Origin of the sequence: Thiohalocapsa halophila (assembly GCF_016583825.1) — a bacterium.
Taxonomy (GTDB): domain Bacteria; phylum Pseudomonadota; class Gammaproteobacteria; order Chromatiales; family Chromatiaceae; genus Thiohalocapsa; species Thiohalocapsa halophila.
In genome coordinates, this window is sequence record NZ_NRRV01000036.1 from 1 (window position 1) to 14329 (window position 14329).

At 70.7% G+C, this 14329-nt stretch carries 14 protein-coding genes; 4 read left to right on the forward strand and 10 right to left on the reverse strand.

Features of this window, described 5'->3' with window-relative positions:
• Positions 1-25: 25 nt before the first annotated feature.
• Both CKO31_RS14845 and CKO31_RS14850 read left to right on the forward strand, forming a co-directional pair.
• Entirely contained in the window at positions 26-487 is a 462-nt protein-coding gene (locus CKO31_RS14845) for an Lrp/AsnC family transcriptional regulator (protein WP_200238961.1), read from the forward strand.
• Positions 488-653: 166 nt separating this feature from the next.
• Positions 654-1055 (forward strand): hypothetical protein, encoded by a 402-nt coding sequence (locus CKO31_RS14850; RefSeq protein WP_200238963.1) that lies wholly within the window; start codon positions 654-656, stop codon positions 1053-1055.
• Positions 1056-1159: 104 nt separating this feature from the next.
• Here the strand turns inward: CKO31_RS14850 and CKO31_RS14855 are convergent, their stop codons facing one another.
• The 5 genes from CKO31_RS14855 to CKO31_RS14875 form a co-directional block, all read right to left on the reverse strand.
• Positions 1160-1462 (reverse strand): DUF3240 family protein, encoded by a 303-nt coding sequence (locus tag CKO31_RS14855; protein WP_200238965.1) that lies wholly within the window; start codon positions 1460-1462, stop codon positions 1160-1162.
• 9 nt (positions 1463-1471) lie between these two features.
• Positions 1472-4576 carry an efflux RND transporter permease subunit gene (locus CKO31_RS14860; RefSeq protein ID WP_200238967.1) on the reverse strand — a complete coding sequence of 1035 codons (3105 nt, stop codon included), beginning with the start codon at positions 4574-4576 and terminating at the stop codon, positions 1472-1474.
• Positions 4576-5790: an efflux RND transporter periplasmic adaptor subunit gene (locus tag CKO31_RS14865; RefSeq protein ID WP_200238969.1), complete on the reverse strand. Its 1215-nt coding sequence runs from the start codon at positions 5788-5790 to the stop codon at positions 4576-4578. The genes CKO31_RS14860 and CKO31_RS14865 overlap by 1 nt, the downstream gene beginning before the upstream one ends.
• Positions 5787-7055: a TolC family protein gene (locus CKO31_RS14870; RefSeq protein ID WP_200238971.1), complete on the reverse strand. Its 1269-nt coding sequence runs from the start codon at positions 7053-7055 to the stop codon at positions 5787-5789. The genes CKO31_RS14865 and CKO31_RS14870 overlap by 4 nt, the downstream gene beginning before the upstream one ends.
• A 249-nt stretch (positions 7056-7304) precedes the next feature.
• On the reverse strand, positions 7305-7589 hold the full coding sequence (locus CKO31_RS14875; protein WP_200238973.1) for a PepSY domain-containing protein: 285 nt from the start codon (positions 7587-7589) through the stop codon (positions 7305-7307).
• A 168-nt stretch (positions 7590-7757) separates the two neighbouring features.
• Between CKO31_RS14875 and CKO31_RS14880 the strand changes: the two genes are divergently transcribed.
• The gene (locus tag CKO31_RS14880) at positions 7758-8456 is read left to right on the forward strand and encodes a potassium channel family protein (protein WP_200238976.1); all 699 of its coding nucleotides are present in this window, start codon (positions 7758-7760) and stop codon (positions 8454-8456) included.
• Positions 8457-8560: 104 nt separating this feature from the next.
• Here the strand turns inward: CKO31_RS14880 and CKO31_RS14885 are convergent, their stop codons facing one another.
• The 3 genes from CKO31_RS14885 to CKO31_RS14895 all read right to left on the reverse strand — a co-directional run bounded on the left by CKO31_RS14885 (position 8561) and on the right by CKO31_RS14895 (position 11073).
• Entirely contained in the window at positions 8561-10024 is a 1464-nt protein-coding gene (locus CKO31_RS14885; protein ID WP_200238979.1) for a sensor histidine kinase, read from the reverse strand.
• Positions 10002-10667, reverse strand: a complete 666-nt coding sequence (locus CKO31_RS14890; RefSeq protein WP_200238982.1) for a response regulator transcription factor — start codon at positions 10665-10667, stop codon at positions 10002-10004. Before CKO31_RS14890 ends, CKO31_RS14885 begins: the two co-directional genes overlap by 23 nt.
• Before the next feature lie 91 nt (positions 10668-10758).
• Positions 10759-11073, reverse strand: a complete 315-nt coding sequence (locus tag CKO31_RS14895) for a PepSY domain-containing protein (RefSeq protein WP_200238984.1) — start codon at positions 11071-11073, stop codon at positions 10759-10761.
• 257 nt (positions 11074-11330) lie between these two features.
• On the opposite strand from CKO31_RS14895, the gene CKO31_RS14900 reads away from it, so the two are divergent.
• A complete protein-coding gene (locus CKO31_RS14900) occupies positions 11331-11903 on the forward strand; it encodes a Uma2 family endonuclease (protein WP_200238987.1) in 573 nt (190 codons plus the stop codon).
• Between the two features lie 241 nt (positions 11904-12144).
• Here CKO31_RS14900 and CKO31_RS14905 read toward each other — a convergent pair whose 3' ends face one another.
• Together CKO31_RS14905 and CKO31_RS14910 are read right to left on the reverse strand one after the other, a co-directional pair.
• The gene (locus CKO31_RS14905) at positions 12145-12576 is read right to left on the reverse strand and encodes a BLUF domain-containing protein (RefSeq protein WP_200238990.1); all 432 of its coding nucleotides are present in this window, start codon (positions 12574-12576) and stop codon (positions 12145-12147) included.
• A gap of 351 nt (positions 12577-12927) precedes the next feature.
• A complete protein-coding gene (locus CKO31_RS14910) occupies positions 12928-14115 on the reverse strand; it encodes an acetyl-CoA C-acyltransferase family protein (RefSeq protein ID WP_200238993.1) in 1188 nt (395 codons plus the stop codon).
• Positions 14116-14329 lie beyond the last annotated feature (214 nt).

The window sequence follows — 14329 nt, forward strand, 5'->3', positions numbered from 1 at the left end:
CCCCAGCCCCCAGCCCCTCGAAAGCATGCTCGACAACTACGACAAACGCATCCTCGACATCCTCCAGCAGGACGGGCGCATCAGTAATCAGGAGCTCGCCGACCGGATCGGGCTGTCGCCGTCGCCCTGCCTGCGGCGGGTGCGGGCGCTGGAGGAGGCCGGGATCATCGAGGGCTACCGAGCGCTGCTGAGCGCCAAGGCGCTGGGGCTCAACCTCATCGCCTTCCTCAGCATCGCCATGGACCGGCACACGCCGGAGCGCTTCGCCAACTTCGACGCCCAGGTGGCGGCCATGCCGGAGGTGCTGGAGTGCTTCCTGATCACCGGGCGCGACGCGGACTACCAGCTCAAGGTGATCGTCCGCGATATGGACGCCTACCAGGACCTGCTGCTGAACAAGCTCACCCGCATCGAGGGCGTGAGCGGCGTGCACTCCAGCTTCGTGCTGCGGCGGGTGGTGGAGCGCACGACATTGCCGGTGGGCTGATCAGCCTACCCTGCTCTCGCCCCATTTGTCGGGCAAAACGGCCTCTCTTGCCCGGGCTCCGCCGCATTCAGCCTGGTTTCAGCTTGCCTCACTAAGCTCTGGGTAAGGCTGCCTGCAACCTGCCGCAGGCAGACACCCAATGCCCATACGACAGGAGCGCAAGCCCATGAAATCCAATCGACAGATGACCGCTATCGCCGCCGTGCTCGCCGGCGCCATGAGCCTCGGCGGCACCGCCTGCGCCGGCCAGCCCACCACCGCCGGCGGCGCCGAGCTCCCGGTACAGACCTCTGCTGCGAGCCATTTCGAGATCACGCGGGTGCGGGTGCAGCGGGATGCGGACACCATGAGCATCAGCGGCGATGTCGCCAACCAGCTGCCGCTCCGCGGGATCATCCCAGGCCATGTGGAGGCGCGCGTCATCGGGCCGGACGGGGCTACCCTGGCCACCGATAGCACGGACCCCATGAAGCGCAACCGCCAGGCCCGCTCTGCCCATTTCTACATCCGGTTGCCGGTGTCTGCGCCGGCGGGCAGCCGGATTGAGATCACCCACAAGCTCGGATAATGAGCGCTCTGGAAACAACCTGAGCACGGTCGGGCGGACCTTGCCGAGAGATTGTGCAAAGCGCAGCCGTCGGGCAGTCCAACCGCGCGGCGCACTCCCCGCCCTCAATCCAATCGCCCCGCGGCCAGCACCGGCACCAGCCACCAATGCAGGCCGGTGCCGGCGAAGGCGCGCCCCAGGCCCGCCAGCACCTCGTCCGCCACCGGCTGCGGCAGCTGCAACAGGAACAGCACCCGGCGGCTGCGCCCGGCCACCTGCTCGGCGAGGGTCATGGAGTGCTCGGAGGAGCCGTGGCCCGCCACGGGCAGGCTGGAGAAGCCGGGCACGTCGTGGCGCTCCAGCAGCCATTCCGCCAGCGCGTCCTCCAGGGCCACGGGCACGATCAGATGCAGCAGCACGTCTGCCATGGGGTCTCCTCAGCCGAAGCGGCGATACAGGATGGGCAGCAAGATCAGCGTCAGCGCCGTGGAGGACACCAGCCCGCCGATGACGACGATGGCGAGCGGGCGCTGGATCTCGGAGCCCGGGCCGGTGGCGAAGAGCAGCGGCACCAGGCCGAAGGCGGCGATGCTCGCGGTCATCAGCACCGGCCGCAGGCGGCGCTGCGCGCCCTCCACGACGACCTCGCCGATGGGCCGGCCGAGCGCCTGGAGCTGCTTGAACCAGGTCACCATCACCACGCCGTTCAGCACCGCGATGCCGAGCAGCGCGATGAAGCCGACGGACGCCGGCACCGACAGGTACTCGCCGGTGATGTAGAGCCCGACCACGCCCCCGATGAGCGCGAAGGGGATGTTGGAGAGCACCAGCAGCGCCTGGCGCACCGAGCCGAAGGTGGAGAAGAGCACCAGGAAGATCAGCCCCAGCGCCACCGGCACCACCAGCGCCAGGCGCGCAGCGGCCCGCTGCTGGTTCTCGAACTCGCCGCCCCACTCCAGCCAATAGCCCGTGGGCAGGTCCACCTGCTCGGCCACGGCGGCCTTCGCCTCCTCGACGAAGCCGACGAGATCGCGCCCATCGACGTTGGCGATGGCCACGGCGAGCCGGTTGCCCAGCTCCCGCGACAGGGCCACCGGCCCCTCGACCCGTTCCATGGTCACCAGATTGCTCAAGGGCACCGAGCGCCCGTCCGGCGTGGCCACCTGAAGCCCCTTGAAGCGCGCGGGCGAGGTGCGCAGGGCCTGGTCGCCGCGCAGCACCAGGGGCCGGCGCTTACCCTCGCGGTAGACGGTGCCGACATCGAGCCCCTCCACCTGGGCGCGCAGCAGCGCCGCCAGCGCATCGGCGTCGATGCCGAGCCGGCCCGCCGCCATGCGGTCCACCACCAGGCTCAGATACTGCGCGCCCTCGTTGCGCGGCGTGTAGACGTCTTGGGCACCGTCGATGTCCGCCAGCACGCCGACGATCTCCTCGGTGATGCGGTTCAGCTGGTCCTGATCGCCGCCGAAGACCTTGACCGCCAGATCGCCGCGCACGCCGGTGAGCATCTCCGAGACGCGCATCTCGATGGGCTGGGTGAAGGCATAGTCGAGCCCCGGGAAGCGCTCCAGCACCGCGCGAATGGCGTCGATCAGTTCATCCTTGGTCTCGAACCGCCAGTCATCCCGCGGCGCCAGCACCAGGAAGCTGTCGGTCTGGTTCAGGCCCATGGGGTCGAGCCCCAGCTCGTCGGAGCCGGTGCGGGCGATGATGGCGCGCACCTCCGGCACCGCGTCCATGATGGCCCGCTGCACGCGCTGGTCGATGGCGACGGACTCGTCCAGGTTGATGGACGGCAGCTTCTCCAGCTGCACCACCAGGTCGCCCTCGTCCATGGTGGGCATGAAGGCCTTGCCGATGCGGGTGTAGAGGGCACCCGTGCCCACCAGGAGCGCCACGGCGACGACGATCACCAGCCACTGGTTGCGCAGGGACCAGTTCAGCACCGGCGTGTAGAGCCTGAGCAGCTGGCGCACCACCCAGGGGTCGCCGTGCCCGCCCTTGCCGAGCAGGAACGACGCGAGCGTCGGTATGACCGTCAGCGACAGCAGCAGCGAGCTCGCCAGCGCAAAGACGATGGTGAGCGCCACCGGCACGAACAGCTTGCCCTCCAGCCCCTGCAGCGTCATCAGCGGCAGGAAGACGATGATGATGATCAGGATGCCGGAGGTCACGGGCACCGAGACCTCCCGCGTCGCGCGGAAGATCAGGTGCAGCCGCGGCAGACGGCGGCGCCCCTCGTGGCCCTCTCCGAGCCCCCCGCCGCCGGTCTCGTCCCCGCCGCCGCCGTGTCGCGAGAGCTGGCTCACGATGTTCTCCACCACCACCACGGCCGCGTCCACCAGCATGCCGATGGCGATGGCCAGACCGCCGAGCGACATCAGGTTCGCCGACAGCCCGAACTGGCGCATCAGAATGAACGTGCCGAGCGCCGCCAGCGGCAGGATCAGCGCCACGGTCAGCGCCGCGCGCAGGTCACCGAGAAACAGCACCAGCAGCACCAGCACCAGCAGGGTCGCCTCGATGAGGGCCTTGCTCACCGTGTGCACCGCCTGGTCCACCAGGTCGCCGCGGTCGTAGAAGATCTGGATCTCCACACCCTCCGGCAGTCCGGCTTCGAGCTCCGAGAGCTTGGCCTTGACGCCGTCCACGACCTCGCGGGCATTGGCGCCGCGCAGGCCGAGCACCAGGCCCTCCACGGTCTCGCCTTCGCCATCTCGAGTGACGGCGCCGTAGCGGGTCAGCGCAGCGCGGCGGACCTCCGCGATGTCGGCGACGCGCACGGGCTGCGCCGCGCTGCCGCCGACGACGATGTTGGCCAGGTCGTCCAGGGTGACAATGGCGCCTTCGCTTCGCACCAGCAGCGCCTCCTCGCCCTCGTCGAGGCGCCCGGCGCCGTCATTGCGGTTGTTGCGCTCGACGGCGTCGCGCAGGTCGGCCAGGGACACCCCGAAGGCGGCCATGCGCGCATGGTCCGGTACCACCTCGAAGGTGGTCACGAAGCCGCCCAGGGCGTTCACGTCCGCCACACCCGGCACCGAGCGCAGCGCCGGGCGGATGGTCCAATCCAGCAGGTCGCGCTTCTCCGCCAGGGTCAGGTCGCCGCCCTCGATGCTGAACATGAGCATCTCGCCCAACGGCGTGGTCATGGGCGCGATGCCGCCGGTGACGCCCTCCGGCAGGTCCGGCCAGACGGCGGCGAGGCGCTCGGACACCTGCTGGCGCGCCCAGTAGATGTCCGTGCCCTCGGCGAAATCCACGGTGATGTCCGTCAGCGCATACTTGGCGATGGAGCGCAGCATGGTCTGCCGCGGGATGCCGAGCATCTCCACCTCGATGAGCGCCGTGATACGGGACTCCACCTCCTCCGGCGTCATGCCCGGCGCCTTGACGATGACCTTCACCTGGGTGGTGGAGACGTCCGGAAAGGCGTCGATGGGTGTCTGCTGGAAGGCGCGCCAGCCGGCGCCTGCGAGCAGCAGCACGGCGAGCAGCATCAGCAGCCGCTGGGTGAGGGCGAATTGGATCAGCCGGGCAAGCATCAGCCGTCGTCCCCGCCCCGGCCGTCCGCACTGGCGCCGGCACCGCTGAGCCAGGCCGCCTTCAGCGCCACCACGCCGCTCACGGCCACTTGGTCCGTCGCGGACAGCTCGCCCTGCACCACCAGCGTCCGGTCTTCTTCGGCGAGCAGCGTCACCGGCACCGCCCGGAACCCGTTATCGGCCGCGGCGAACACATAGGCGTCGCCCGCGTCCCGCACCACGGCGGCGCGGGGCAGGCGCCAGCGCCCGGGGCCGTCGGCCTCGCCCACGGCAACGGTGAGCAGCTGCACCTCTGTGAACTGGCCCGGGCGCAGGTCCTCGGTGCCCGCCGTGACCTCGGCGCGCACCAGCACGCCCTGATCCTCGCCGTGCACCATGCGGCCGACGGTGATGATGCGCCCGTCCACGCCCGGCTCCGGACCCACCGCCGGCAGCCGCACCCGGCCGCCCACCGCGACGCCCGCCAGCGCGCCCACCGGCACATGCACCTCCACCCACAGCGGCGACAGCTCGCCGATGCGGTAGAGCGGTGCGGAGGCGGCCACGGACTCCCCCGTGTCCGCCAGCTGCTCCAGCACCACGCCGCCGATGGGCGTGCGCACCGGCAGGGTACTGGACAGGCGCCGGCTCTCTGCCAGCGCCTCGATGGCCGCCGGCTCCAGCCCGGCGAGTGCCAGGCGCTGGCGGTGCTGGTCCACCAGGGTGGCCAGCTCCCGGCGTTTGGCCTGCGCCTCGATGATGCGGCGCTCGGCGGTGATGCCCTCGGCATGCAGCATCTGCTCCCGGGCCAGCTCGCTGCCGGCGAGGCCGAGCCGGGTCAGCGCCTCCAGGTAGTCGCCCTGCACCGCCACCAGCTCGGGGCTCGCGAGCCGCGCCAGCACCTGACCGGCCTCGACGCGCTCGCCCTCCGCCACCAGCAGGGCCTCGATGACGCCCGCCTGGGGTGCCGCCACCACCCGCAGCTGGCGGTTGGGCACGGCCACCTTACCGGGGTAGCGGCGGCTCATTGCCGCACCGGCGGGCTCCGGCGCCGCCAGCTCGATGCCGAGGGCGGCCTGCTCGTCGGCGCTGAGCGGGACCAGTTCGCCGACCGGCTCGGCGGCCGCAAGCGGCAGTGCGGCGAGCATCGAGAGCCAGAGCCAAACGGCCGTGATGGCGCACCAGCGTCGGCGGAGGTGGCGGCCGGGACGGCCGTATCGCGGCGGGGCGATCATTCGGGAAGCGCTCCTAGGGCTTGGTTCAGTCGGGCAGTGGCCCGGCCCTGGGCGAGCTGGCGCAGGGCCAGGTCCAGGCGGGCCTCGCGGGCGCGCTCCTGTGCGCGCAGCAGGGCCGTCAGGTCGCCCTCGCCCAGGTCGAAGGCGCGCCGGGCGAGGTCGAGGGCGCGCTCGGTGACGTCCACGCGCTCGCGGGCGGCGGCGAGCTGCTGCTCGGCGCCGATGACGGCAGCCCGAGCGGCGGCGATGTTGCGGACCACCTCGCGGCGCGCCTGCTGCAGCTCGGCGAGCTGGTCGGTAACGCCTTGCTCCGCCTCGGCCATAGCGGGCGCGCTGGCGCTGCCCACACCAAAGGGCAGGCTCACCTCCAGCTGCAGGGCGTCGTCCTGCGGCGCGAAGCGATCCGCCCGGGCGTGCTTGATACCCAGGCTCAGGGTCGGGCTGCCGCCACGGTCCGCGCGCACCCGTCCGCGCTCGGCGCGGGCGCGGGCGACGCCGTGCGCCAGGCTGGTGAGCAAAGGGTGGGTCTCGGGGACGGCCGCGGCGGGCTGTGCGCTGCCAGCAGTGGCGGCGTCGCGCCCCGTACTGCGCCTTGGCGGCTCCGTCGGGACCGCTGCCGGCGCTTCCGTCAGGGGCTCCGGCAAGATCTCGAAGCCGGTGATCGCTCGGTAGACCGCCATGGCCTCGCCATGGTCGGCGCGGGCGGCGGCTAGCTCGCTCTGTCGCGCGAGCGTGTCCTGCTGCGTCAGCAGCAAGTCCAGGCGTGCCAGCTCGCCGGCGGCCTCGCGCTTGGCCACCGTCGTCTCCAGAGTCTCGGCGGCGGCGAGCGCCGCCTCCGCCTGGCGCAGCCGCCCCTCGGCGAGCGCCGCGTCCCAGACCAGCTCTCGCACCACGCCGGCCATCTCCCAGCGCAGCCGGGCGCGCAGGGCTTGCGCCACGGCGCCCGCAGCATCCGCCAGCGCGAAGCGGGCGCTGCGCTGCCTCGGCAGCAGCAGCGGCATGTCCACCATGGCTTCTACCTCGTAGGCGCCGTCATCGCCGGTGAATCGGTCCGAAAGCAACTTCACCCGCAGCGCCGGGCTATCGGCGAGGAGGCCGCGGGCCTTTCGGCGCAGGGCCTCGCCAATGGCCTGCTGGGCGTCCGCGCGCTGCCCCTGCTCGGCGCGCGCCAGCGCGGCGTCCACCGCATCACCCAAGGTCGCGGCCGCCGGGCCCTGCCAAGCCGGCAGCATCAGCGGGATCAGCAGCAACAGTCTGGTTACCATCGGCCCGCGTCCCGCCGGCGCACGGCTTACCGACGCCGGTGTCGGCGACCGTGCGCGGTGCAGGGGGGTGTGATGCATATGCATGGTGGAGGGGTTCCAAGCCTCGATGCCGGGAGGGGTGTAGTCGGGGTCGTGCCTATGGCCATGGCCCGATACCGCCTGCCGGAGAAGCCGTGCGCCCGGCATCGAGCCGGGCCGGCTGGAAGCCGGCGCTCCCAGTGCGGCGCGGTGGGCGGGGCTGGCTCGTGCTCAGTCCCGGTCCTCGTAGAGCAGGGTGCCGTCGTCGATGGCGAAGTAGAGCTCCCAGGTCTGGCCGTCGGCGTCGCGGATCTCCACCTCCCAGGCCTCGCGGCCGTCCTTGCGCTCGCGGTCGGTGCCGATGACCTCGCCCGGGCGCTGGGCCAGGGCCTTGTCCACGGCCTGCTGCATGGTCAGTGCCTCGGCGGCGGGTGCGGCCGGGTCGGTCTCGGCGGCGTGCAGACCGCCGGCGGCGGCGAGAGCGATGGCGGCGGTGATGCGGGCTGTGTTGCGCATGTCTGTGCTCCTAGGCAAGGGGTTGACGCTCCGCCGGCGGCGGCGGTTGCCGCGAGCCGACGAGCTGGCGCACAGACTGCACGAGGATTCTGAAACCGAGCTGAACACGGCTGCTGCTACCATCGGCGATGGGCAGACAGATGGGCAGACACAGGAGGGATCGAGCCGATGGCCAACACGCACGCGGCGACGAAGCGCAGCGGCCGCTATTTCATTCTGCTCTTCGGCTACATGATGGCGCAGCTGGCCATCCTGCCGGTGTTCGAGGCCAATGAAGCCTTGGGGGCGATCAGCGACCTTGCCTATGTGGTCATCGTTTTCTATGTCGCCTATGCCATCAGGCACAGCAACCTGTTCTGGGCGACCGCAGTCTTCTTCGGCCTGACGCTGGTCTGTTACGGCGTGCTGGTGTTCCATCCGCACGAGCAGGAGCTTTTCATCGCCCTGAACTTCGTCGCCGGCGCCTTCCTGGTCACCGTCATCATCAGTCTGGTCACCTTCATCCTGAGACAGGACCGCATCACACTCGCCGGCGTCCTGGGCGGGCTCTGCGTCTATCTGCTGATCGGGTCCGCCTTCTCCGTCGCCTATATCAACGTCGAGCTGCTCTCGCCCGGCTCCTTCGATTTCGGTGTGCACGGGTCGGAGCCAGACGTCCTGCAGCTCTATGACCTGCTCTACTTCTACAGCTTCGTGTCCCTGCTCACCATCGGCTACGGCGATATCATTCCGTTGTCGAATCTCGCACAGTCCCTATCCGTCCTCGAAGGTGTCATCGGCCAGTTCTACCTGGTGTTCTACATGGCGGTCCTGGTGGGCATGTACGTCTACGGCCGGCAGTCGGCCGAGGCCGACGGCGACCGGTGACCGGTGACGCGCCTGGGCCAAGCACAGGTGTACCGGCGCCTGGAGGGCGAGCGAGGTGGCAACCGAAGCAGCCGCGCCCGTCTCGCCCGCACGCAGAGCTCGCCTTAGCCGTTCGCCGGCGCCGGTGACGGCAGCTCCACACGGGCGCGGAAGCCGCCCAAGTCCGAGGAGCGCCCGAGCCGGAGGCTGCCGCCGTAGGACTCGGCGATCTCGCGGGCGATGGCGAGGCCCAGGCCGTGGCCGTCGACTTGCTCGTCCAGGCGCTCGCCGCGGCGGGCGATACGGGCGAGCTCGGCATCGTCACAGCCGGGGCCGTCGTCCTCCACCACCATCCGCAGCCCCGTGCCGGCATCCGCGGGCGCCAGGGTGCAGCGCACTTGGCTGTCGGCCCACTTGCAGGCGTTGTCCAGCAGGGTGCCGAGGATCTCCAGCAGGTCCTCCCGGTCCAGGGCAACGGGGCCCGCGAGCCGGTTGCGGCAGTCGATGTCGAGCGCCTTGTCCCGGTACATAGCGAGCAGCAGGCGCTTCAGGTCCGGCAGCTCCCGCTCCGGGTCGAAGACAGAGCCGGCCCGGGCCCGGCCGGCAATGCGCGCGCGCTTGAGCTCGCGCTCCACCAGGGCCGTGATGTGCTCCACCTCTGCGGCACAGACGCGCCGCGGGCTGTCGGCGGGCTCCGGCTCGGCTGCGGCGTCCGTCGGCGCCCGCAGCTGCTGGCGCATCAGGCTGAGCGGCCCCTTCAGTGCGTGCGCCAGATTGCCGGCGGCGTTGCGCGAGCGCGTGAGTCGCTGCTCGTAGACGGCGAGCAGGCCGTTCAACTTGCTCACCAGGGGCAGGATCTCCGCCGGCACCTGCTCGGTGAGGCGGCTGGTGGCGCCGCGCTCCAGGGCGTCGATGTCATCGTACACGGGTGCAAGCCGGCGGAAGGAGCGGCGCAGGATCACCCGCTGCAGCACCAGCATCGCCAGTAGGCCGACGACGGCGAGCACCGCGAACAGCCGCTCGTAGCCCCGCAGCGTGCCGAGCAATGCGCTCAGGTCCTCGGCGACGGCGATGGTGACCGGCCCCTGCGCCACCCGGTAGCCCGCGGCGCGCACCAGCAGCGGCTGCTCAGCGGGGCCGTCCGTGTGCCAGGTGCGCACCTCGCCCACCGATACCGGCGCCACGTCCAGGTCTTGGTCCCACAGCGAGCGCGAGCGCACGGCGTTCCCGTGGGTCAGCACTTTGAAGTAATGCCCGGAGAAGGGCTGGCGGTAGACGGGCAGCAGGTGGTGGGCGGCGCGCTCCACGTCACCGATGTGCTCTAGGCGCCCGAGCAGCGCCTGGGTGTCGTGCTCCAGCCGGGAGAGCACATAGGCGTCGGTGGTGCGGTGCAGGGCCGCATGGCCGAGCCACCAGGCGGCACCGATCAGCAGCGCCAGGCTCAGGCCGAGGCCCAGGCTCAGGCGGTTCTCCAGCGAATCGCCGGGGGTGAAGCCAAGCCGGCGGGGGACGGCGGCGAGCCACCGGCGCAGCGTCTGAGGCTCGGCGCCCTCGCCCGCCCGCGCATCAGAGACGGGACGGAAAGACATAGCCCTGCCCGCGCTGAGTGCGCAGATGGTGCTGACCGAGCTTGGCCCGGAGCCGGCGCACATAAACCTCGATGGTGTTGCCGCCGGGCTCGGCGTGCTGATCGTAGACGTGATCGGTGAGCCAATCTTTGGACAGTACCTTGTCCGGGTTGCGCATGAAGGCACGCAGCAGCCGGAACTCGGTGCCGGTCAGGCTGCACTCACTGCCGTCCGCCCGCAGCACGCACTGGCGGTCCTCGTCCAGCGTGAGCCCGGCGACGCACAGCCGCGTGCTCGCCTGACCGCCGCTGCGGCGGGTGAGCGCTTGCAGCCGCGCGATCAGCTCCTGCACGTGGAAGGGCTTGCCCAGGTAGTCGTCGGCGCCCGCGCGCAGGCCGTCTACCCGCTCGTGCCAGGCATCGCGGGCGGTGAGGATGAGCACGGGCGTGCGCATGTCCGCGGCACGCCACTCAGCGAGCACATCGAGCCCGAGCTTACCCGGCAGCCCCAGGTCCAGCACGATGACGTCATAGGGCTGCTCGGTACCGAGGAAGGCGCCGTCCACGCCGTCCTTAGCCCAGTCCACAGCATAGCCGGCGCCGGCCAGGTCGCGGCGCAGGCTGCGGGCCAGCTCGGTATCGTCTTCGATGAGCAGTAGGCGCATGACGGCGGTCGTGGTGAGCGGAAGGTGTGAGCGCGGAGGACGCTTGGCGTTGCGGCGCGCTGGCGGCGGTGTCGGGCATGGCCGCGGCGGCTCAGTCGTCGTCCGGCTCCACCTCGACGAGCTTGCCGGTGGTCGCATTGAATTCCACCTCCCAGAGCCGACCGTCCGCGTCCAGCACCTCGATTTCGTAGACGTGCGCGTCGTGCTCGCGCTCATAGTGCAGCTCCAGCTCGATGAGTGTGCCCGGTTTGGCCGCGCGCACCAACGGCAGGATCTCTTCCAGCGGCAGGATGGCGCCCTCCTGCACCAGCCGGCGGGCGCGGTCGGCGTCCGAGTCGGCCTGCGCCGGGGTCAGACAGCAGCCCGCCACCAGCACGGCCATGGCGGCGCGCGCTAGGCTGCGCATGGGCCGGGGGCTGGGCTGACGGCGATTGGGGCAATGCGGCATCTTGGTCCCTGGGGGCTCATTGATGGTGCAATGGGCATAAGATAACGCGGCAGGCAGATCATGACGGCACCGACCGACTGCACCACGCCCCAGTGAATCGCCATGGTCCCGGCGCATGCGCTAAGCTGTTGGCGCAGAGATCCTGCACCGCAGGTCGTGCCAACATACCCGCAACCTTCTCGAGCGCCCATCGCCACGCGCTTAGATCGTACCCCATGACCGACGCCGTCCGAGAGACCGTCAGCCCGCACGCCCACCGCTGGACCCGGGCCGAGTACGAGCGCATCGTCGAGGTCGGCGGCTTCGGCGCGCAGGCGCGCCTGGAGCTGCTCGATGGAGACATCGTGGACATGAGCCCGCAGAAAAGCGCTCACGCCAGTGCGGCGGATCTGACTGAAGCCGTGCTGCGGGCCTGCACCTTCGCGAACGCCTATGTGCGCACACAAAAACCGCTGGCCATCGACGACATATCGGAGCCCGAGCCGGATATCGCCGTCGTCCCGGGGTCGCCGCGGGACTACGCCCAAGCCCATCCCACCAGCGCGCTGCTTGTCATCGAGATCGCCGACAGCAGCCTTACCTACGACCGCGAGCGCAAGGCCCGCGTCTACGCCCGCAACGGCATCGCCGACTACTGGATCCTGAATCTCCGGGACGGGGTGCTGGAGATTCACCGGGCGCCGCAGGACGATGCCTATCGGCGTATCGACACCCTCGACCCGGGGCAGCAGATCAGCCCGCTCGCGGCGCCCGCGTGCGTCGTGGGGGTGGCGGAGATCCTGCCCTGAGCACGGCCCACGGCGCCAGCGAGCAGCGGCCCGTCGCCCGCAGCCCATCGCCGGCAGTCCGACAAGCCGTCGGGTGACTCGGCAAGGCGCGGCGGCGGGTCGCCGCGGCAGCACCCTGGCCGCCTGAGCTTGGGCCCGCCCGCCGGCGTCCGCCATCGCCGCCAGCCATCTCCAGCCGGCCGTCCCCGCGAGCCCTCCCCGCCAGGCGCAGCTATCGGCAGGTCAGGGCGCCGCTAGTAGGCTACAGCTCCCGCGCCGGATCCAGCCCGCGCTCGCGCACATTGCGCAGGATGGCCTTCGCCCGGCCCATGGCCTCCACCATCGGCCGCAGCCCCTGCGCGGAGCCGTCGGGGTTCGGGAACTCCAGCCATTCGCTGTCTGGCAGCGCCTGAAAGCCCATGGTCCAGTCCGGACACTCGCGCGCTTCGGCATGCTCCTCGTAGACCAGGGTCACGTCGCGGTGGCGCTCGTCCTTGGCGATCAGGTCGTACAGCGCGCGCACTGCGGACTCCTCGCCTTCGAGCAGCTGGATGAACTGATCGCCGCTGTAGAGCAACAGACCGGTAATGCCGAGCTCCTCGTTCTTGCGGCGGGAGACACTGAGCAGGTCCACCAGGTCCTCGCGCTGCATGTCGCGGGTGGCGGTGCTGAGGTAGCAGAGTTGGAAGATCATCGCGGGGGTTCTGGGTTGGTGTGCGTTGTCACGTGATCGAACAGCCCGGCCGACGCAAAGCCGGGCACGGGCGCTCGCCGGCCGCGGTTTGCGGGGCCGGATGCGCGGCGGAGGGTGGCCTTCCAGGTCGGGCCACCGGCAGGCTGGACACTACACAAGGCGATGGCCGCGGACAACGGCCGCAGATGGCGGGCGGGACAGCTCACCTCTCACAGGAGCCTGACACGGGGGCCTCTCAAGGCGGGGTTCAGACTGAACGGTCGCCGTGATCAACGCCAGAGACCTGCCCGGACAGCCGGGCAGGCCCGCGGGAGATACCGTATCAGTCCGCGCCCGGCGCTGCCGCTGCGCTCAGAGCCGCTCGAAGATGGCCGCGATGCCCTGGCCGCCGCCGATGCACATGGACACGAGCCCGTAACGACCACCGGAGCGCGTGAGCTCGTGCAGCGCCTTGACGGTGAGGATGGCACCGGTGGCGCCGATGGGATGCCCGAGCGAGATACCGCTGCCGTTGGGGTTGGTGCGGTTCATGGGCAGGTCCAGGTCCTTCATCACCCCCAGCGCCTGGGCCGCGAAGGCCTCGTTCAGCTCGATCAGGTCCATGTCCGCGATGCCGAGCCCGGCCCGGTCCAGCACCTTGCGGATCGCCGGCGTCGGGCCGATGCCCATGACCTTCGGGTCCACGCCGGAGTGGGCATAGGCCACCAGCCGCATGGCCGGCTTCAGGCCCTTGGCCTCGGCGGCCTTGCGCTCCATCAGCACCACCGCGGCGGCGGCGTCGTTGATGCCGGAGGCATTGCCGGCGGTGACCGTGCCGTCCTTCTTGAACACCGTGCGCAGCTTGGCCATGCCCTCCACCGTGGCGTCGGCGCGCACGTGCTCGTCGGTGTCGAACACGGTCACGCCTTTGCGGGTCTTCAGCTCCACGGGCAGGATCTGGTCCTTGAAGCGCCCATCGGCGATGGCGGCGGCGGCGCGCTTATGGCTTTCCACCGCCAGGGCGTCCTGCTCCTCCCGCGTGATGCCCCATTGCTCGGCGATGTTCTCGGCGGTGACGCCCATGTGGCAGGCATCGAAGGGGTCGGACAGGGCGCCGGTCATGGGGTCGATGAGCTTGCCGTCGCCCATGCGCTGGCCCCAGCGGGCGCCCGGCAGCCAGTAGGCGGAGCGGCTCATGTTCTCGGCGCCGCCGGCCACTGCCGAGTCGCAGTCGCCCACCATGATGGCCTGGCTGGCCAGTACGATGGACTGGAGACCGCTGCCGCACAGGCGGTTCACGGTGAAGGCCGGTGTCTCGATGGGCAGGCCGCCGTTCAGCGCCGCATAGCGGCTGATGTACATGTCACGGACCTCGCCGTGGATGACATTGCCGATGGCGACGTGCCCGATCTCCGCAGGCTCCACTCCGGAGCGCGCCACCGACTCCCGCACCACCGACGCCGCCAGGTCGACCGTCGGCATATCCTTGAGCGCGCCGCCGTAGTCGCCGATGGCCGTGCGAACGCCGCTCAAAACTACCACTTCTCGAATGTCGGACATTGTGATCTCCTCCAAACCCGCTTTGGTTGTCGTTGGGCAGTCAGCCCCGCCGGCCGCGGAGCGCGGTGCCGGGGACTCTTGGTGAGCCCGGGTGCGGCCGGCGGCTCAGCGTGCCTGGTTGGGCCCGTCTGCGCAATCCGCGTGATTGGGGGATTTCTATCGCAGGGGCGCTTCGCGCGCGAGCCCGAGCACGGTCTGCGCGCCGACCTGAGCC